Origin of the sequence: Anaerostipes rhamnosivorans, assembly GCF_005280655.1 — a bacterium.
Classification (GTDB): domain Bacteria; phylum Bacillota; class Clostridia; order Lachnospirales; family Lachnospiraceae; genus Anaerostipes; species Anaerostipes rhamnosivorans.
In genome coordinates this window covers 1823119-1842929 of sequence record NZ_CP040058.1, presented here as the reverse complement: position 1 = coordinate 1842929, position 19811 = coordinate 1823119, and the positions used below count along the sequence as shown (strand labels likewise).

At 47.0% G+C, this 19811-nt stretch carries 15 protein-coding genes; 14 read left to right on the top strand and 1 reads right to left on the bottom strand.

The window, feature by feature from the left end; genetic code table 11:
• Nucleotide 1: 1 nt before the first annotated feature.
• The 6 genes from rseP to AR1Y2_RS09090 all read left to right on the top strand — a co-directional run bounded on the left by rseP (nt 2) and on the right by AR1Y2_RS09090 (nt 11243).
• Nucleotides 2–1033, top strand: a complete 1032-nt coding sequence (gene rseP, locus AR1Y2_RS09115) for an RIP metalloprotease RseP (protein ID WP_137328680.1) — start codon at nt 2–4, stop codon at nt 1031–1033.
• Nucleotides 1034–1045: 12 nt separating this feature from the next.
• Entirely contained in the window at nt 1046–2107 is a 1062-nt protein-coding gene (gene ispG / locus AR1Y2_RS09110; RefSeq protein ID WP_137328679.1) for a flavodoxin-dependent (E)-4-hydroxy-3-methylbut-2-enyl-diphosphate synthase, read from the top strand.
• Nucleotide 2108: 1 nt separating this feature from the next.
• On the top strand, nt 2109–6536 hold the full coding sequence (locus tag AR1Y2_RS09105; RefSeq protein WP_175403708.1) for a PolC-type DNA polymerase III: 4428 nt from the start codon (nt 2109–2111) through the stop codon (nt 6534–6536).
• A 185-nt stretch (nt 6537–6721) separates the two neighbouring features.
• A complete protein-coding gene (locus AR1Y2_RS09100; protein WP_243118716.1) occupies nt 6722–8293 on the top strand; it encodes a sensor domain-containing diguanylate cyclase/phosphohydrolase in 1572 nt (523 codons plus the stop codon).
• 148 nt (nt 8294–8441) lie between these two features.
• Entirely contained in the window at nt 8442–10970 is a 2529-nt protein-coding gene (locus tag AR1Y2_RS09095) for a heavy metal translocating P-type ATPase (protein ID WP_137328677.1), read from the top strand.
• A 9-nt stretch (nt 10971–10979) separates the two neighbouring features.
• Nucleotides 10980–11243 (top strand): metal-sensing transcriptional repressor, encoded by a 264-nt coding sequence (locus tag AR1Y2_RS09090; RefSeq protein ID WP_137328676.1) that lies wholly within the window; start codon nt 10980–10982, stop codon nt 11241–11243.
• 116 nt (nt 11244–11359) lie between these two features.
• Here the strand turns inward: AR1Y2_RS09090 and AR1Y2_RS09085 are convergent, their stop codons facing one another.
• Nucleotides 11360–13360: a BglG family transcription antiterminator gene (locus tag AR1Y2_RS09085; protein WP_175403626.1), complete on the bottom strand. Its 2001-nt coding sequence runs from the start codon at nt 13358–13360 to the stop codon at nt 11360–11362.
• Between the two features lie 232 nt (nt 13361–13592).
• On the opposite strand from AR1Y2_RS09085, the gene AR1Y2_RS09080 reads away from it, so the two are divergent.
• From AR1Y2_RS09080 to AR1Y2_RS09045, 8 genes are read left to right on the top strand one after another with little or no spacing between them, the layout of a single operon-like run.
• Nucleotides 13593–14609: a thiamine pyrophosphate-dependent dehydrogenase E1 component subunit alpha gene (locus AR1Y2_RS09080; protein WP_175403625.1), complete on the top strand. Its 1017-nt coding sequence runs from the start codon at nt 13593–13595 to the stop codon at nt 14607–14609.
• 18 nt (nt 14610–14627) lie between these two features.
• A complete protein-coding gene (locus AR1Y2_RS09075) occupies nt 14628–15596 on the top strand; it encodes an alpha-ketoacid dehydrogenase subunit beta (RefSeq protein WP_137328674.1) in 969 nt (322 codons plus the stop codon).
• Between the two features lie 14 nt (nt 15597–15610).
• Complete coding sequence (lpdA, locus tag AR1Y2_RS09070; protein WP_137328673.1) at nt 15611–16978, top strand: dihydrolipoyl dehydrogenase; 1368 nt, start codon at nt 15611–15613, stop codon at nt 16976–16978.
• A gap of 25 nt (nt 16979–17003) precedes the next feature.
• On the top strand, nt 17004–17246 hold the full coding sequence (locus AR1Y2_RS09065) for a biotin/lipoyl-containing protein (protein WP_137328672.1): 243 nt from the start codon (nt 17004–17006) through the stop codon (nt 17244–17246).
• Nucleotides 17239–17892 carry a 2-oxo acid dehydrogenase subunit E2 gene (locus AR1Y2_RS09060; RefSeq protein WP_137328671.1) on the top strand — a complete coding sequence of 218 codons (654 nt, stop codon included), beginning with the start codon at nt 17239–17241 and terminating at the stop codon, nt 17890–17892. The genes AR1Y2_RS09065 and AR1Y2_RS09060 overlap by 8 nt, the downstream gene beginning before the upstream one ends.
• An 18-nt stretch (nt 17893–17910) precedes the next feature.
• Nucleotides 17911–18951, top strand: a complete 1041-nt coding sequence (locus AR1Y2_RS09055) for an alcohol dehydrogenase catalytic domain-containing protein (RefSeq protein ID WP_137328670.1) — start codon at nt 17911–17913, stop codon at nt 18949–18951.
• Between the two features lie 31 nt (nt 18952–18982).
• Complete coding sequence (locus tag AR1Y2_RS09050; RefSeq protein WP_137328669.1) at nt 18983–19276, top strand: PTS sugar transporter subunit IIB; 294 nt, start codon at nt 18983–18985, stop codon at nt 19274–19276.
• Between the two features lie 43 nt (nt 19277–19319).
• A complete protein-coding gene (locus AR1Y2_RS09045) occupies nt 19320–19796 on the top strand; it encodes a PTS sugar transporter subunit IIA (protein WP_175403624.1) in 477 nt (158 codons plus the stop codon).
• Nucleotides 19797–19811 lie beyond the last annotated feature (15 nt).

The window sequence follows — 19811 nt, the reverse complement described above, 5'->3', positions numbered from 1 at the left end:
CTTGAATATTGTTATTGCAATCTTAATCTTTGGTATTATTATCATTGTACATGAGCTGGGACACTTTTCCGTGGCAAAAAAGAACGGCATCCGTGTGGACGAATTCTGTATCGGCCTTGGTCCCACCTTATTTGGGAAACAGGTAGGGGAAACCTATTATTCTATTAAGCTGCTCCCGTTCGGAGGGGCATGTATGATGGGAGAGGACGAGGACCGGCCGGAGGCAGACGCATTCGGGAACAAATCCGTATGGGCCAGAATGGCGGTTATCTTTGCCGGCCCATTCTTTAACTTTATCTTTGCCCTGATCCTTGCGGTCATTATGGTTGGTATATCAGGAGCGGATTTGCCCAATGTAGCCAAAGTGACTGAAAATTCACCGGCATTGGAATCCGGGATTAAGTCCGGAGACCAGGTGGTGAAGGTAAATGGCAAGAGGATTTACAACAACAGGGAGTTGTCCTATTATTTTATTCTGGATTACAAGGGAGGCCAGGTGCCGATCACGGTAAGACGGGATGGACAAGAAAGAGACTTGTCTGTGACACCACAGTACAATAAAGATGCCAAAAGATATATGATCGGGATCCAGTGGGAGGGCTACCAGAAATTAAATCCCCTTAAGACCATAGAGTATGGATTTCACGAGGTGGGATTCCAGATCCGGGTAACAGTAAAGAGTGTTGTGAAATTGGTCACAGGCCAGCTGACCTTAAAGGATCTCTCAGGTCCGGTAGGCATTGTCAAACAGGTTGGGGATACGTATAACCAGGCTGCCACTCACGGCTTTATCGTCCTGCTCTCCACGATGCTGAGCATTGCGGTTTTGATCAGCGCGAACCTGGGTGTTATGAACCTGCTTCCGCTGCCGGCTTTGGACGGAGGAAGATTATGTTTTCTCATCATAGAAGCTATTAGGAAAAAGCCGGTTTCCAGAAATGTAGAGGCCACGATTCACACGGTCGGTCTGTTTCTGCTGCTGGGCCTTATGATTTTTGTCATGTTTCAGGATATTTATAAGATTATGTTGTAAAGGAGTCTCAGTATGGTTACGAGAGAGAATACAAGAGTCATCCAGATCGGAAACCGGAAGATCGGAGGCGGCAATCCGGTTCTGATCCAGTCTATGACCAATACAAAGACGGAAGACGTTAATGCTACCATAGCGCAGATCTTAAGCCTTGAGAAGGCAGGATGCGACATTGTGAGATGTACGGTGCCGACTCCGGAGGCAGCAGAAGCCCTGGGCAGGATCAAGGAAAAGATTCATATCCCTCTGGTTGCCGATATCCATTTTAACTATAGATTGGCCATTGCGGCCATGGAACACGGTGCAGACAAGATCCGGATTAATCCAGGCAATATCGGAGGAGAAGGCAACATCCGCGCGGTCATTGACAAGGCCAGGGAACGGAGCATCCCGATCCGGGTGGGAGTCAACAGTGGTTCCCTGGAAAAAGAGCTGGTGGAAAAATATCACGGTGTCACCGCAGAAGGCCTGGTGGAGAGTGCCGTGGATAAGGTCCGTATGATCGAGGCCTTTGACTACGATAATCTGGTGGTCAGCATTAAGTCATCCGATGTACTCATGTGCGCCAGAGCCTATGAGCTGGTGGCCGAACAGATTGATTATCCTCTCCATGTGGGGATCACCGAAGCCGGAACCGTGTACAGTGGAAATATCAAATCCGCGGTGGGACTGGGCATTATTCTCCATCAGGGGCTCGGCGACACAGTCCGTGTATCCCTGACCGGGGATCCGGTCAATGAGATTGCCAGTGCTAAACTAATATTAAAGACGCTGGGACTGCGAAGCGGTGGAATTGAGGTTGTCTCCTGCCCGACCTGCGGCAGGACCAACATTGATCTGATCAGTCTTGCGGGACAGGTAGAGACCATGGCTGCTGATTTTGAACATTTAAATATCAAGGTTGCGGTCATGGGCTGTGTTGTCAACGGGCCTGGAGAGGCAAAAGAAGCAGATATCGGCATCGCCGGAGGCATCAAAGAAGGGCTTCTGATGAAAAAAGGACAGGTCATCCGCAAAGTTCCGGAAGAAGAGCTATTAAATACCCTTCGATATGAATTGGAGCATTGGGGTGAATAAGATGCAGGCCGTTAAAGAAAATACCAAAGAATTTTTCCAGGTCTTTCCGGACCTGAAGGTATCAAAGGATGTAGAAGAGTTGTTTTGTACTGTCTGCATCCGCCAGGTTGTGTTCAAAAAGTCGGAAAATACGCTTATGATCTCTTTTACAAGCGACCATCTGATCCCAAGGATCGATACATGGCGTATGGAACAGCAGATCAGAGAGCAGCTTTTCTCAAAGCGGTATGTCAAGATCCGCTTTCAGGAATATTTCCAGCTTTCGGCACAGTATGACCTGGAGTATTTATTTGAACATTATATGAAGAGCTTCCTCTTTGAGTTAAAAGGCAAAGGGGAGGTTATTTTTAATGTGGTCAGAAAAGGGGATTATTCCATCGACGGCAACGTGGTCACCTTTATATTTGAAAATACCTTTGTGAACAAGAGCAAAGCCGAGGAGATCAAGGAGTATTTTGAGTCAGCCCTGCGTCACAAATTTGGCATGGATATCAAGGTCGGTTTCGATTTTTCCAAGACAAAGGACCGGTCTCTGAAAAAGGAAAGCCAGTACAAACTCCAGAAGGAGATCGAGGGTATCGTAGAACATGCGGACCTGCTCAGCAAAGAACAGGATGAAGAGAAGAAGGCCAGAAAAAAGAAAAAAGAATCCTCATTCTCTTATGATTCCAAGTTTAAGCGTAAGCCAAAGTTTAAGGATGATCCGACGCTGCTTTACGGTCGTAACTGTGAGGGCGATCTGATGGAGATCAAAGATATATTTGACGAGATCGGGGAAGTGGTCGTCCACGGACAGATCATAAATCTGGATACAAGGGAAATACGGAACGAAAAGACCATCATCATTTTCCATATCACGGATTTTACAGACACCATCTCCTGCAAGATCTTTGTGCGCAATGAGCAGCTGCCGGAAGTGCTCACAGACCTGAAAAAGGGAGGATTCTACCGGGTAAAAGCGGTGGCCATGTATGATAAATTTGACCGTGAGATCTCATTGGGATCTGTGGTGGGCATCAAGGCCATCTCTGATTTCAGGGAAAAACGGCAGGATCATTCTCTGGACAAGAGAGTGGAGCTTCATCTGCATACGGTTATGAGTGACAATGACAGCGTGGTTCAGATACATGACATCGTAAACCGGGCCTACGAGTGGGGGCATCCTGCGGTTGCCATTACCGACCACGGTGTTCTCCAGGCCTTTCCTATCGCAAGACATGCCTATGAGGACTTAAGGCTGCCGGAGGATGATCCGTTTAAGATCATCTACGGGGTGGAGGCATACTTTGTGGATGATCTGGGGGATCTGGCAATCCGGTCCAAGGGCCAGTCTCTGCGCGCAGACTACGTTGTGTTTGATATTGAGACTACAGGATTTAACAGCCAGACGGACCGTATCATCGAAATCGGGGCCGTAAAGGTCGTCGATGGAGAGATCACAGAAACCTTCAGCGAGTTTATCAATCCCCAGATCCCAATTCCGTTTAAGATCACCCAGCTGACTACTATAACGGATGAGATGGTAATGGACGCGGATACCATTGAGGAAGTGCTGCCAAGATTTCTTGAGTTTTGTGGTGATTCCTCCCTGGTTGCCCACAACGCAGGGTTTGACACCGGATTCATCCATGAGAACGCAAAGCGGCTGGGTCTTAATTTTGAACCCACCATCGTGGACACTCTGGGGCTTTCCAGAAGTCTGATGACGCATCTTGCTAAGTTTACGCTGGATAACCTCTGCAAAAATTTAAATATTAAACTGGAAACCCACCATCGGGCAGTAGATGATGCGACAGCAACAGGAAAGATCTTCATCAAGTTCATACAGATGCTGGAGGAAAAAGAGATCTTCAACCTGGATCAGGTGAACGAATTTGTGGCAAGCTCGGAAGATTTTATTAAAAAGGGACGTACATATCACGGGATCATCCTAGTGAAGAATAATACGGGAAGGGTAAACTTAAACCGTCTGGTCTCAGAGTCCCATGTCCGTTTCTTTAACCGGCGTCCGAGAATGCCCAAGTCCCTGATCAACAAATACAGGGACGGACTGATCATCGGTTCGGCGTGTGAGGCCGGAGAGCTTTACAGCGCCATCGTGGACCAGCGCTCAGAGGAAGAGATCGCAAAAATCGTTGAATTTTATGATTATCTGGAGATCCAGCCGGAGGGGAACAATCAGTTTATGATCGAATCCTCCCGGCATGAAAATGTCAATTCCTTTGAGGATATCAGAAATTTCAACCGCAAGATCGTAGAACTGGGGGAAACCTTCCACAAGCTTGTGGTGGCTACCTGTGATGTCCATTTTATGGACCCTGATGACTCCATCTACCGCGCCATCCTCATGGCGGGTAAGGGATTTAAGGATGCAGACAGCCAGCCGCCCCTGTACTTCCGCACAACGGAGGAGATGCTAGGCGAGTTTGAGTATCTGGGCAGCGACAAGGCCAGGGAGGTTGTCATAACCAATCCCAATAAAATAAATGACCTGATCGAAAATATTTCACCGATTCATCCGGACAAATGTCCTCCGGTCATTGAAAATTCAGACCAGGATCTAAGGGATATCTGTTATAAAAAAGCACACGATATCTACGGTCCAGATCTGCCGGAGATCGTAACGACCAGGCTTGACAAAGAGCTGAATTCCATCATAGGAAACGGCTATGCGGTGATGTATATCATCGCCCAAAAGCTGGTTTGGGATTCCCTGGACCATGGCTATCTGGTAGGCTCAAGGGGTTCTGTAGGTTCTTCTCTGGCGGCAACCATGTCCGGTATCACGGAAGTAAACCCGCTCCCGGCCCATTACATCTGTCCTGAATGCTACTATGTGGACTTTGACTCAGATGCAGTCAGGAAGTACTCAAAGATGGGTATGTCCGGCTGCGATATGCCGGATGCAGTGTGCCCTAAGTGCGGAGCAAAGATGAACAAGGAGGGGCATGACATCCCGTTTGAAACCTTCCTTGGGTTCAAGGGAGACAAGGAACCGGATATTGACCTGAACTTTTCTGGGGAATACCAGAGCAAAGCCCATGCCTATGTGGAGGTCATTTTTGGCAAAGGAAAGGCTTACCGGGCGGGGACCATCGGAACTCTTGCGGAGAAGACCGCGTTTGGATATGTGTTAAAGTATCTTGAGGAGCGTGAGGTCACAAAACGCAAATGTGAGATTGAACGTCTGGCTAAAGGGTGCACTGGGGTCAAGAGGACCACAGGACAGCATCCTGGCGGTATTATCGTAGTTCCCCACGACAAAGAGATCTATGATTTTACCGCGGTTCAGCGTCCGGCCAACGATGTGAATTCTCCGATCATCACAACCCATTACGAGTACCACTCCATTGACTCTAATCTATTAAAGCTGGATATCCTGGGACATGATGATCCGTCCATGATCCGAAGGCTTGAGGACCTGACTGGCGTTGACGCCCAGTCTATTCCGCTGGATGATGAATCCGTCATGGCCCTGTTCCATGGCACAGAAGTCCTGGGAATCACTCCGGACCAGATTGGAGGAACAAAGCTTGGATCTCTTGGAATCCCTGAATTCGGAACGGACTTTGTTATCCAGATGCTCCTGGATACCAATCCTCAGAGTTTCTCTGACCTGGTCCGTATATCCGGGCTGTCCCATGGAACGGACGTGTGGCTCGGCAACGCCCAGAAATTGATCGAGGAAGGGGAGGCTGCCATTTCCACAGCTATCTGTACAAGGGATGATATCATGGTCTATCTGATCAACCAGGGGCTTGACGAAGCGTTGTCCTTTACCATCATGGAGAGTGTGAGGAAGGGAAAAGGCCTGAAACCGGAGCAGGAAGAGGCCATGAGAGCCCAAAACGTGCCCGAGTGGTACATCTGGTCCTGTAAACAGATCAAATACATGTTTCCGAAGGCCCACGCCGTTGCTTATGTCATGATGGCGTGGCGGATCGCCTGGTTTAAAGTGTTCCATCCTCTGGCTTATTATGCGGCATATTTCAGCATCCGCGCCAAGTCCTTTTCCTATGAGGACATGTGCATGGGCAAGGAAAAGCTGAACACTAGGATGAAAGAGATACAGAACACACCTAAATTCGAGGTAAAAAATGCCGATCTGGACCTTTTAAGAGAAATGAAGATCGCCGATGAAATGTACGCCAGAGGATTTGAGTTTATGCCTTTGGATATTTACCGTGCAAAGGCCAAAGACTTCCAGATTATAGACGGCAGGATCATGCCCCCTTACTCTGCCATCGACGGCATGGGGGAGAAGGCTGCCAAGGAAGCAGAGGAGGCCTCCAAGGGAGAGCCGTTTACTTCCATGGAAAACTTCCGCGACCGGACCAAGGCCCCGAAAGCCGTCGTGGACAAGATGAAAGAGCTCGGGCTGTTAGGGGATTTAGAAGAAAGCGACCAGTTGACTTTTCGTTTTGTATAATTAGTCAAAAAAGAGGGAAAGTACCCGAAAAGTATGGAAAATTGTCTATTTAATTTTCCGTACTTTTTTTTATACAAATATTATGTTGTATTTTAAAATATGGAAACATATAATAGTCTTGGTATCTATCATACATATAGAAATAATTTACAGCTTGAACATACCGCAAGGGGGAGTTTTCTATTTTGAATAGGCGGGGTTATCAGCATACAGCCGAAAAATTGAATGAAATAAAAGTACAAAAGAAAGAAGGAGAACAATCCATTGAGCAGCTGGCTTCCAAAAATGAAAAGCTCAGAGCACACAATGAGAAGCTGGAAAGACAGCTGAAAGCAAGCCGTCAGGAGGAACAACGGTTCCAGAGTCTTTTTCACAATGCTCCGGCCGGTTATCTGGTTTTTGATCAACATGGTCAGATATGTGATGCAAATCTGCGATTCTGCAGTATGGTATCGATTCCGTTTAAACAACGGCGCAGGATGAACATTCAAGATCTGATACAGGAGGAAGACCGGGAGACCTTCCGTTTTATGATCCATCAGCTTTTGAACAAAAATCAGACATGCTCTATAGAAGCAAGGCTTTTATCCGGCAGCGGATTCCTTCATGTGATCATCACAGGAAATCGGTATGAGTGTCCGGCTTTATCTGCTTCAGAGGATTCCAAAGTATTATTTGCAGGCATCGTGACTGAGGTATCTAAGCTGAAAAGGGAGCAGCAGATCATCAAAGACAGAAGTATGCGTGATACCCTGACAGGGCTTTACAATCGTACATTTTATAATGACTATCTGACCTATCACGGGAAGGCTGATGAACTCCCTTTCTCTGTCGCGATCATGGATCTGGATCGGCTGAAGATGATCAACGATTCCCTGGGACATACCTTTGGCGACCGTGCCATCACAACAGTGACAAAGGTATTAAAAAAGTATGCCAAAGATAAGTATATCTTTGCCCGGATCGGCGGGGATGAGATCGTGGCTTTTTTCCCTGATACAGAATTAGCTGAGGCTGAAAAATTCTTAAAAAATGCGGAGAATCAAGTTGCCAAATACAGTCTCTCCGGCATTCGTCTGTCCTTTTCCTGGGGCTGTGCGGTAAAAACCAATCCTGAACAGGATCTCCACACGGTACTGTCTGCAGCCGAAGATATGATGTACCGGAAAAAGTTCAGAAATAATACAGTGAAAAAGTCCGAGACATTGGATGTGATCCTCAACGCTCTTTTTAACCGAAATCCTAATATCCATAAGCATTGCTTAAGAATGTCCCGTCTGTTGGAACGATTCGGGAGTTATCTCGGTCTGGAAGATAAACGCATTTCATTTCTACAGGGGCTTGGTTATGTCCATGATATTGGAATGGCCTCTATCTCCGATGAAATCCTGAATAAGCACGGCCGTCTGACACAGAGCGAGAGACGGGAGATCAAACGACATCCTGAGACAGGATACCGGATCTTAAAATCCGTACCGGATATGGAAAAGGAAGCGCAGATTGTCTTATACCACCATGAAAACTGGGACGGCAGCGGCTATCCCTATGGGCTGTCCGGTGAGAGCATTCCGGTGGAATCCAGAATGGTCCTGATTCTGGATACCTACGACCGTATGAAATATGCTCCGTTTGGAAGGCACCATTTTTCGGAGGCTGAGATCGTGAGGGAATTGGAGCGCTGGTCTGGACAGCAGTTTGATCCTTTTTTGACCGGACGATTTATTGAATGGCTGGAAGACAGCAAAAAGCAGCATTGAAGGCTGCTTTTTGCTGTCTTTTGCTGTCTTCAGAGATAATCTGGGCAGGTTCGGGGAATACTATCTGAGAAATATTATCGTTGACATAAACTCTGACGTCACATATAATATACCCATACCCCGGGGGAGGGGTGTCTAGGAGGTGCTTATGAAGCAAAAATTTGATGTAACAGGTATGACATGCAGCGCATGTAGTGCCCATGTAGATAAAAGTGTACGTAAACTGGACGGAGTTTCCGAGGTCAACGTAAACCTTCTGCAGAACGCTATGACAGTGGAGTATGACGACTCCAGGGTAAACGATGATGAGATCATCCGGGCTGTCATTGACGGGGGCTACGGAGCGTTTGTTCATGACCGCAGAGAAGAAACCAATAAGAGCAAGGATACCGGTGTGGATGATGAGATCGCAGGAATGAAACAAAGACTGTGGGTCTCTGTCCTGTTTATGATCCCGCTTATGTATATATCAATGGGGCATATGGCAAATCTGCCTCTCCCGGCCTTTTTGTCCGGAACGCAGAATGCGGTATCCTATGGTCTGACCCAGATGCTCCTGGTGCTTCCAGTCATGTATATCAACCGTAAGTTTTATCAGGTAGGATTTAAAACATTATTTAAGGGTTCTCCGAATATGGATTCGCTGATCGCCATTGGTTCCGGTGCCGCGTTTGTCTATGGGGTATTTGCCATTTACCGTATGGGCTACGGCCTCGGGGTGCAGGATCTTGCGTTGGTGCATCAGTATCATATGGATCTATATTTTGAGTCCGCCTCTATGATCCTGACTCTGATCACTGTAGGAAAATACCTGGAAGCCAGGTCGAAAGGCAAGACTTCAGAAGCTATCAGCAAGCTTTTGGATTTAGCTCCAAAGACCGCAACGGTGGAGCGAAATGGAGAAGAAGCAGAGATACCGGTGGAAGAGGTAAATGAGGGAGATATCGTAATCGTACGTCCCGGTGCCAGCATACCAGTGGATGGAATCATCACAGAAGGTATGACTTCCATTGATGAGAGCGCCCTGACCGGGGAAAGCATACCGGTGGAGAAGACTTCAGGCGACAAAGTCATCAGTGCATCCATCAACAAAGGCGGATTTATTAAGTTTCGCGCTACCAAAGTCGGAGATGACACTACGCTGGCACAGATCATCCAGCTTGTGGAGGACGCATCCGGCTCCAAGGCCCCTATCGCGAAACTGGCTGATAAGATCGCAGGTATCTTTGTACCAGTTGTCATCGCCATTGCGTTGGCTTCCGGAATCATATGGATCCTTTCCGGGCAGACATTTGAGTTTGCCCTGTCCACGGCCATTGCGGTACTGGTGATTTCCTGCCCTTGCGCCCTGGGCCTTGCAACGCCTACAGCGATCATGGTGGGAACTGGAAAAGGAGCGGAAAACGGAATTTTAATCAAATCAGCGGAAAGTCTTGAGACAGCTCATGAAGTAAAGACCGTTGTCTTAGATAAAACCGGAACCGTCACGGAAGGACGGCCCCAGGTGACGGATGTTGAGACCTCAATTGGAACCTCCCATGAGGAGCTGGTAAAAATCGCTGCCAGCATGGAGAAGCCCTCTGAACATCCTTTGGCAGATGCCATTGTCTCCTATGGAGAGGAGACTGGCGCAGGCCTTTCTGAGGTGTCAGGATTTGTATCTGTCCCCGGAGAGGGGATCGAGGGAACCATCGCCGGAAAAAAGGTCTACGCCGGCAATTTAAAGATGATGGAGCGCATCGGTGTTTCATTGGGAGACCTGGAAGAAAAAAGCGGGAATTTTGCCTCTCAGGGAAAAACTCCTCTGTACTTTGCCAGAGAAAAGAACCTTCTGGGGCTGATCGCAGTCGCCGATGTGGTGAAACCAACCAGCAGGCAGGCCATCCAGGAATTTGAAAAGATGGGAATTGAGGTCGTCATGCTCACCGGAGATAACAAAAAGACAGCCGAGGCGATCCAGAGACAGCTGAACATCAGCCGGGTCATCGCGGAGGTTCTTCCACAGGATAAAGAAGCGCAAATCCGCAAGATCCAGGAAGAGGGCAAAAAGGTGGCGATGATCGGAGACGGGATCAACGATGCTCCGGCACTGGCCAGAGCCGATGTGGGTGTTGCCATCGGTGCCGGAACGGATATTGCCATTGAATCCGCGGATATTGTCCTGATGAAGAGCGATCTTTTAGACGGGGTCTCTGCTATCCAGCTGAGCAAAGCAGTCATTAAAAATATCAAAGAGAATTTATTTTGGGCATTTTTCTATAATGTGATCGGAATTCCGCTGGCCGCAGGCTGCCTGTATCCATTTTTCGGTTTAAAACTAAATCCGATGTTCGGCGCTGCCGCCATGAGCTTAAGTTCTGTCTTTGTAGTAAGCAATGCCCTGCGCCTGAAGTTTTTCCGGCCAGGTTTTATAAGAGAGAAAGTAGAACCAGTAACATCAGAACCAATTCATGTTGAGGAGGAAACAGCAATGAAAAAGACCATCGCAATTGAAGGAATGATGTGTGAGCACTGTGTAAAACATGTGACCGACGCATTAAACAAGCTTGACGGCGTAGATGCAGAGGTAAGCCTTGATGACAAGAATGCCTGTGTCGAACTGAAAACAGATATCAGCGACGAGGAACTAAAACAGGCCGTGGAAGATGCGGGATACCAGGTGACAGGCATCCAGTAGGGAGGTAGTATGCAGGCAGACCAATCTCAGATCACAAGACTTTTAAAAACCGCCAGAGGCCAGATCGACGGCATCTTAAAAATGGTGGAGGAGGACCGTTACTGTATGGATATCTCCAATCAGCTCATGGCTACGGAAGCCATGATACGCAAAACCAACAAAGAGATTCTCAGGGCACATATGAAAGGCTGCATAGCCGATGCTCTGGCAGAAAACAACGGTGACGAAAAAGTCGATGAACTGATAGAACTCATTGATAAATTTGCCAAATAACTCACAGTTTATATGAAATAAGACGGTGCTTTACGAGCGCCGTCTTATTTTCGTTTCAGGATGTATTCCGTGCCGATGATATTCCGGCCAAACCGGATGCACTGTCTTGAAAATAATCACAATTCCTTTTCTAATTTGTGGATGATCTCATAGGCTTCTTCAGGTGTTTTCGCCTCATCCAGGTACTGGAACAAAGTGGGGCTGGACGCAATATTGATGATGGACAGGATCTTATCGTCATTCTCAGATGTATCTGAGGCTATAAACGTAAAGATATATTTCACCGGATCGTTTAGCTCGTTTCCAAAAAATACTGGATGTGACAGACGGATCAGGCTTGCGGCAAACGGAGTAGAATCTGAGTTGGAATTGGCATGTGCCAGAGCAATATGGGGCCAAAACACAAAATAGGGACCGTTAATATGAATATTCTTGATGATGGAATCAATATAGTTCTGGGTCATCAGACCATCCTGTATGAGCAGATTGCCGCTTAACTGGACAGCATCCTGCCATGTATCTGCGTCCAGATCCAACGCGATCAGATGAGGTGAAAAAATACTGGCAGGCCTGTGTGCCACGGCTTCCTGGTTTTCAGCCCGCTTGACCATCCGCTTATTCAGAATATTGTTTTCATCTTTCCGGGACGCATACATTTTTTCCTGAAGCCTTATGAGATCGGTGGACGGAAGCCCTGGAGATACAATCACCACCGGAATGGAGGTCTCGTCCAGTGGATAGAAGGAGACGATCAGATTGGGCGAAGGGTTACTATGTCTCATATAATTCTTGTATTCAAAGGATATGATCGTCTGGACATCATCCACTTTACAATAGTATTTTAATTTGTTTGTGACATAGGAAGTGGCAGCGGCACCGGCATCGCAGATCAGCAGAATTTTAAATTCCTGCCGCTCTGTCAGGATCTTGGAGACAGCGGCGGCGATATGCATCACCAGAAAAGCGGTCTCATTTTCACTGTAGGTGCGGTGAAAGCTCTGTTCCAGAATATACAAGTTATTTTTAACGGACTTGCAGATGGCCGGATATTCGTCTTCCAGTTCCTTGTAAAAACTCTGATCAAAGGAAGTGTTGCGCTCCAGCAGAGAAAAAAAGCTTTTTATATGGGCTGACAGCTGATGATATAATTTGACATCGTTTGCAAGCTTTAGCTTCAGATCATGGGATACATTCACCAGAAATGTATGGATCACCGTGTTGGATGGAATGGTGCCGAGCGGTGTCTGAGGAAGGTTTGTAAGTACCAGCCCGTCAATATAGGATGCCAGAAAATAGGATTCCTGCGGCGGGATTGTGATGGAATAAACCTTTTCCACCCGTGCGTACAGATCTTTGGATATGCAGACCGTATGGCGGTCAGAAGCACATGGGAAGGAAGTCAAAGGATTTCCCTGGCGGATTCGCTCGATGGTGACCACCAGGATCCAGAGCAGCTGGTAGAACTGATAACCCTCAATGTTGATGTTATTTTCCTTCTGCCAGGTCAGGAGAATAGGAAATACCTGCATCTTGAATGCTTCCAGATCAAAATGTCTGGAGATCCATATGTCAATGCCTGAAAAAGAAGAGTTGTCTCCCACAATATTTAAAAACGTATGGAAACTGTTGATGAGATAATCTCTCCTGAAGACTTCAGTGACATCGATAGAATAGCCGCGGGATGTGGTGATAAACGGAATATCCTGGTTTTTAAGATCTCTGGAGACATGCTTTATGTCAGAAAGGCATGTCTTTTTGCTGACGTCCAGAGACCGTATGATGTCGGCGGTGGAGACTAGATTCTGTCTGCAGAGCAGCAGCTTGATGACAGTACATCGCTCCTCTGATGAAAAATGGTATTCATACAGGGGGCGGGAATAATACCTTTTTCTGATGAGTCCCAGCTCATTGATGGAACTGTCCAGCAGAAGTGAATTGTCGGGAAGGATCCGGATCTTATGGAATCCGTTTTCAGTTAAAAAGTCATTGATCTCTGTAATATAATTGTTGATCGAACGTTTTCCCACATGCAGGATCTCTGTTAATTCTGTATATGTATATTTCTTCTTTTCAGAAGATGTAAATAAAGTTATAAGCTGATATTGTTTTTGATTCATAGCAATCTCCTGATTATTTATCCTTTGCGGTGTGTATAAAATTCGGTTGAACATAAGTAGATTTTAATAAAGAAAATAGAAAAAGGCAAGAAAAAGTGTTCAATATGACGGAAACAAATGTTACCGGAAAAGCTTCGGGGCCGATTGTACGCCAAAAAGTACATTGCTATAATTGCGGTAGAAAGATGGAAATAGCATTAAAAACTTTTACCCCCTACGGGGTAGCCAAAGTATGAAAGGAGAACATCTGACTGCCATGACAAAAGAACAATTATTAGAATTCTACCGGAAAATGATCCGGATCCGTGAATTTGAAAATGAGGCCATTGAGTTAGCAAAAATGAATCTCACACGTGCCGCCGTACACACTTACAACGGTGAGGAGGCAATTGCTGTAGGCGTATGCGCCCATTTGACGGATCATGACTACATCACCTCAACCCACAGAGGACACGGACATTGTATCGCAAAAGGCGCCGATATGAAGCTCATGTTTGCCGAACTGATGGCAAGAGAATCTGGTTACTGTAAAGGTAAGGGAGGTTCCATGCATATTGCGGATATGTCCATCGGTATGCTGGGGGCCAACGGAATCGTCGGAGGAGGGCTTCCCATCGCAGTTGGTGCAGCTTTTGCTCTTAAATATAACGAAAGTGAGGACATTGCTGTATGTTTCTTCGGCGACGGTGCTTCCAACGAGGGGTCCTTTCATGAGTCATTAAATCTTGCTTCTGTCATGAAACTCCCAGTGATCTTTGTATGTGAAAATAACCAGTGGGCCATCTCAACTAGTCAGAAAAAGTCCTGCAATATTGAGAATATCAGCGACAGAGCCGCGGGATACGGAATAGAAGGAGTTACCGTAGACGGAAATAATATCGAGTCCGTGTACGAGGAATTCGGAAAGGCGGCCCAAAAGGTCAGGAGCAAAAGCGGACCAATCCTGATGGAGATGAAGACCTACCGCATTGCCGGACATTATTACGGGGACAACGAAAATTACAGGGACAGAGAAGAGGTCCAAAAATGGAAGGAAAGGTGTCCGATCAAACATGCGGAAAAGCTTCTTTATGAGACCTATGGCATGAAGGAAGAGGAGCTGGATAAGATCCAGAAGGAAGAACTTCAGATGGTTCTCTCTGCCAGCGAAAGTGCAAAAAAGGAGAAAGAACCTTCCCCTGGGGACCTTAAAAATGATCTTTACGACACTTCATTTGCAGATATCCAGTGGAACATGTTTGTGAAATAAGGAAAGGAAGAAGACAATATGAGAAAGATTTCTATGCGGCAAGCAATCAATGAAGCGCTTCATACAGCGTTTAACAGCGATCCGAAGGTGTTTTCCATCGGAGAAGATATTGCAGTTTACGGCGGTCAGCTGCGCTGCTCCTATGACCTGATCAAGAACTTCGGGGAGAAACGGATTATGGATACGCCGATCTCTGAAACTGCTATCGTCGGAACCGCCATCGGCTCCTCCATGCTCGGTCTGCGCCCAGTAGTAGAGATTTCCTACATAGATTTTATCGGAACCTGCTTTGACCAGATCATGAACCAGGCAGCAAAACTGAGATACATGTACGGCGGTCGGGTCAGCCTTCCGCTAGTCATCCGCACGCAGGGCGGGGCGGGACTTGGAAACGGAGCTCAGCACTCTCAGTCTCTGGAGTCTATTTTGGCACACATTCCAGGGATACGTGTGGTGGTCCCGTCCAATGCCTATGATGCTAAAGGCCTGCTCCTGCACGCGATCCGCGATAATAATCCGGTGGTTTTCATTGAACATAAAGGCCTGTACAAGAAGAAATGTGAAGTGCCAGAAGAACCGTATGAGTGTGATTACTGCTGCGACATTAAACGGGAGGGAACCGATATCACCATCGTTGCATACTCTTCCATGGTAGATCAGAGCCTTAAGGCGGCACAGGAGTTAGAAAAAGAAGGAATACAGGCGGAAGTAGTGGATGTCCGTTCATTGGAGCCGTTTGACGCCGAAACGATCCTTGCCTCTGTGAAAAAGACAGGACATGTTGTCGTAGCCCATGAGGCCTGTGTCAAAGGCGGTTTCGGAGCAGAGATCGCTGCGGTGATCCAGGAAAAAGCTTTTGATCAACTAAAAACCCCTGTCAAAAGAGTAGGCGCTCCTAATGTTCCGGTTCCGTTTGCGCCGGTGCTGGAAAAGGCGTATCTTCCTGATGCCCAGGATATTTTAGAAGCAGCCCGCTCTTGTCTGTAAAAGAAAGGAGAACTATGGATATCTTAGACTTGATCGTAATCGGAGGAGGACCTGCCGGGTACCTGGCAGCCCAGAGAGCTGCTGAGGGCGGTATGAAAGTAATGCTGTTTGAGAAGAAAAGACTTGGCGGCGTGTGTCTAAACGAGGGATGCATCCCCACAAAAACTCTGCTGAATTCCGCCAAAATATTTGATCACGCAAAAAATGGACAGGCCTATGGGGTGAAGGTTTCGGACGCCGTCTTTGACTCGAGAGCTGCGCTTGCCAGAAAGAACAAGGTCATTCAGATGCTGGTTTCCGGCGTTGGAATGACCATGAAGAAAAACAAAGTGACAGTTATCTACGAGAAAGCCAAACTGAAAGAAAAAACCAGCGAAGGATTTCTGGTAGAAGCCGGCGGGGAAGTTTACACAGCGAAACATGTACTGGCTGCGGCGGGTTCTGACACCCTGATCCCCCCAATTCCAGGAGTAAAGGAAGCTCTCATGGACGGACTGGCGGCAACCAGCAGGGAGATGCTGGAATTGGAAGAAATGCCGGAACACCTGGCGGTCATCGGAGCAGGCGTGATCGGATTGGAAATGGCGGCTTACTATTGTACCGCCGGTGTAAAAGTCACTGTGATCGAAATGCTTGATAAGATCGCGGGAACGATGGATTTCAAAGTTTCCAAGATGCTTCAAAAGGAACTTCAGAAGAAGGGCGTATCCTTCTTACTTGGACATAAGGTGACAGAAGTAAACAGCTATGGTCTTGTATGCGAAAAAGACGGGGAGACAAAGCAGATCACAGCGGACAAAATCCTGCTCTCCATAGGCAGAAGGCCTTCCATTGAAGACTGTGGACTCCAAAACGTCGGTGTTGTGGTTGAACATGGAAAAGTAGTAACTGACGAAAACTTATGCACCTCCGTGGAAGGTATCTATGCGGCGGGTGATATCAATGGAAAAGTCATGCTGGCCCACACAGCATACCGGGAGAGTGAGGCAGCAGTCAATCATATGCTCGGCATAGACGATGAGATGAATTATCAGGCGATCCCGTCTGTCATCTATACCTTTCCGGAATTTGCCGGTGTGGGAGAGACCGAGGAGTCAGCGAAAGAAAAAGGATTGAAAGTAAAGACTGCAGAGCTCCCAATGGCATATTCCGGCCGTTTTGTAGCTGAAAACGCAGGTGGAAACGGAGTCTGCAAGCTGATCATGGATGAGAAAACAAGATGTCTTGTAGGGGCCCATCTTCTTGGAACCTACGCCTCTGAGATCATTTGGGGCGCAGCGGCTCTGATCGAACAGAAGGTGCCAGTGGAAGAGATCAAAAAAATTGTTTTCCCGCATCCGTCGGTGAGCGAGATCATCAGAGAAACAACATTTCAATTATAAACCAAGAAACGAAAGGAGAAGCAGCATGAGAAAAGAAGTGATAATGCCTAAGATCGGATTGGATATGGAGGAAGGTACGATTTTAGAGTGGAAAAAGAAAGAAGGAGACAAGATTTCCAAGGGAGAGGTCCTCTTGGAGATCGAGACAGACAAGGCTGTCACAGAGGTAGAGTCAGCTTTGGACGGTATGTTGGCCGAGATCGTGGCTGACGAAGGCGATACCGTTGAGATCACAAATACGATCGCATGGGTGGAAGTCGATGACTGAAAAAAAACTTTCGCCTTTAGCCAAAAGTATGGGGAAGCAGATGATAAAAAGCTGGGAAGCTCCACAATTTACACATTTTTCAGTCGTAAACTGTGAGCAGATGGCCGCTTACAGAAAGAGTCTGCCTTTTAAGGTCTCATACACAACCATTTTGATCAAAGCCGTGGCAGATACCATCGCCGAGTATCCTGTCATGAACGCTTCCTGGGATGATGGAACAGTTATCATTCAAAATGAAACTATCAACATGGGTGTTGCCGTAGATACAAAACGCGGGCTACTGGTTCCTGTCATAAGGGATGCCGATAAACTTCCCCTTGAGGAGATCCATCGATGCATGGAAGATATCAAAAACAGATCAGGCAAAGGGAATTTTACGATGAATGACCTAAGCGGCGGAACGTTTGTCGTGAGCAACCTGGGCATGTTCAACATCTCCACATTTACAGCTATCGTCAATGCACCCAATTCCGCCATTATCTCCGTGGGAAAGATGGAAGAAGTCCCTCTTGTAAAGGACGGTGAGATCGTCATAGGAAAAACCATGACCATCGCGCTGAACATGGACCACCGTGTGATCGACGGGGCGACGGGAGCTAAATTTCTGACAGCCCTGGTGGAGCGATTGGAAACTTTAAATGAATAAGGAAAGGAAGATGTGTCTATGAAAGCTGCTGTATTATATGGAGCAAACGATCTACGTTATGAAACGGTTACGACTCCTGTGTGTCCGGAAAAGGGAATTTTGCTAAAGACCATAGCCTGCGGTATCTGCGGTTCTGATTTAAGGACCTATGGGGGAGGCTCCTCCAAAGCCCGGTATCCATCCATTTCCGGCCATGAGATCGCCGGAGAAGTGGTGGAGAGCGACAATGAAAAGTTTCCAAAAGGTTCAAAATTATCTGTGGCGCCTGTGATCGCATGCGGACACTGCTGGTACTGTAAAAACGGCATCCAGAACCAGTGTGACAATATGAAAATGATCGGAACTGCGGAAGGAATCCCAGGAGGATTTGCCGAGTATGTGTCATTTTCTGCGGATATGCTGGAAAACGGATGCTTTAACATCATCCCGGACCATGTGGATCCTATCGATACGGTGATCGCGGAGACCGCATCTTCTGTACTGAATGCACAGATCAATACAAATATCGTCATGGAAGATCTTGTGGTCGTCATCGGAGCTGGTACTATCGGCTGCCTCCACAGTGAGATTGCCTCAATTCGGGGAACGAAGGAAGTGATCATCGCTGAGATGAATCCGGAAAAGGCTGATCTTGCCAGAAAACAAGGCTTTAAAAATGTTCTCACCATGGGCAGCGGTGATCCCGAATTAAAGAAACTCATCATGGAAAAAACCAACGGACGGGGTGCGGATACGGTCATCTGTGCGTGCCCGGTGGGACAGGCGCAGGCAGATGCCATCGGACTTGTGAGAAAAAGAGGAAAGGTGATTTTCTTCGGAGGGATTTCCGCAAGCAGCGCCGCTGTCATTGACACCAACGCCATTCACTATAAAGAAATCACGGTTTATGGAGCGTCAGCGTATTCTCCCGAAGTCAACCGGCGCGCGTTGGATCTTGTTCTGAGCGGCCAGCTTGACGCTTCAAAGTTTATCACCCACCGTTATGAATTGAAAGATTTGGCACAGGGATATGAGGATATGCGCCAGGGAAAGATGATCAAGGGTATCGTAGTCTTTTAAACAGAAAAATACAAAAAATGAGGTGAACAGTATGGAAAATAAAACAATTTTAGTATTGTGCGGAGCAGGATTTGCAACTTCAACGGTAGGTGCCAAAATGTGTGAGGATGTATGTAAAGAGCTGGGGATCAAAGGCAACGTCCAGAAAAGGCCTGCAACCCAGGGAAAGACAGCCATCAAACAGTTGGAGCCAGATGCCATTCTCTTGATGGCAAAGATCACATTGGATTTTGGAGATATTCCGGTGGTAAACGGAATCCCGCTGATCACAGGCAGGGGAAAAGACGAAGTGAGAAAGAATCTGAAAGAGGTACTGTCCAAATAAACGGCAGACACCAGGACTGACCGAAATGAAACATCAGGAGGTGATGAAAATCGAAAACATAACAACAGTACCTCAAATCCTAGGGTACCAAATATCAGGAACAAGCAGAGATGACGTTCTTCAGGAAATGGCAGATTACCTGGCATCAAAAGGCATGGTCAAATCAACTTACGGCCAGGCTGTCATTGACCGGGAAAACATATATCCCACCGGCATCTGCACAGAACCGATCGCGGTTGCCATTCCGCACTGTGAACGTGACGGTGTTATAAAAACTGCCATTTTAGTAGGCCAGACAAAAGGCAGCGGGATCACATTTCAGCGCATTGATGACACGGAACTCATGGTGGATGCCAAGGTTGTCTTTATGCTGGCAGTGGACACAAATCAAGGCCAATTGGAGGTGATATCAAAACTTATGGATGTGATACAGGATGAAAAAGTGATTGAAGCAATCGCAAATGCCGACACATGTGAAAAGATAAGAGAAATCATGACAGATGCGTTTGTCATGAGATAATCACAGAATTGAAAG

Bases quoted from the DNA above. Each gene is read 5' to 3' on its own strand.
- AR1Y2_RS09095 (WP_137328677.1), top strand. From the start codon at position 8,442: ATGAAGCAAAAATTTGATGTAACAGGTATGACATGCAGCGCATGTAGT.
- AR1Y2_RS09085 (WP_175403626.1), bottom strand. From the start codon at position 13,360: ATGAATCAAAAACAATATCAGCTTATAACTTTATTTACATCTTCTGAA.
- AR1Y2_RS09065 (WP_137328672.1), top strand. From the start codon at position 17,004: ATGAGAAAAGAAGTGATAATGCCTAAGATCGGATTGGATATGGAGGAA.
- AR1Y2_RS09105 (WP_175403708.1), top strand. From the start codon at position 2,109: ATGCAGGCCGTTAAAGAAAATACCAAAGAATTTTTCCAGGTCTTTCCG.
- AR1Y2_RS09055 (WP_137328670.1), top strand. From the start codon at position 17,911: ATGAAAGCTGCTGTATTATATGGAGCAAACGATCTACGTTATGAAACG.
- AR1Y2_RS09060 (WP_137328671.1), top strand. From the start codon at position 17,239: ATGACTGAAAAAAAACTTTCGCCTTTAGCCAAAAGTATGGGGAAGCAG.
- AR1Y2_RS09080 (WP_175403625.1), top strand. From the start codon at position 13,593: ATGAAAGGAGAACATCTGACTGCCATGACAAAAGAACAATTATTAGAA.
- lpdA (WP_137328673.1), top strand. From the start codon at position 15,611: ATGGATATCTTAGACTTGATCGTAATCGGAGGAGGACCTGCCGGGTAC.
- AR1Y2_RS09090 (WP_137328676.1), top strand. From the start codon at position 10,980: ATGCAGGCAGACCAATCTCAGATCACAAGACTTTTAAAAACCGCCAGA.
- AR1Y2_RS09045 (WP_175403624.1), top strand. From the start codon at position 19,320: ATGAAAATCGAAAACATAACAACAGTACCTCAAATCCTAGGGTACCAA.
- AR1Y2_RS09075 (WP_137328674.1), top strand. From the start codon at position 14,628: ATGAGAAAGATTTCTATGCGGCAAGCAATCAATGAAGCGCTTCATACA.
- AR1Y2_RS09050 (WP_137328669.1), top strand. From the start codon at position 18,983: ATGGAAAATAAAACAATTTTAGTATTGTGCGGAGCAGGATTTGCAACT.
- ispG (WP_137328679.1), top strand. From the start codon at position 1,046: ATGGTTACGAGAGAGAATACAAGAGTCATCCAGATCGGAAACCGGAAG.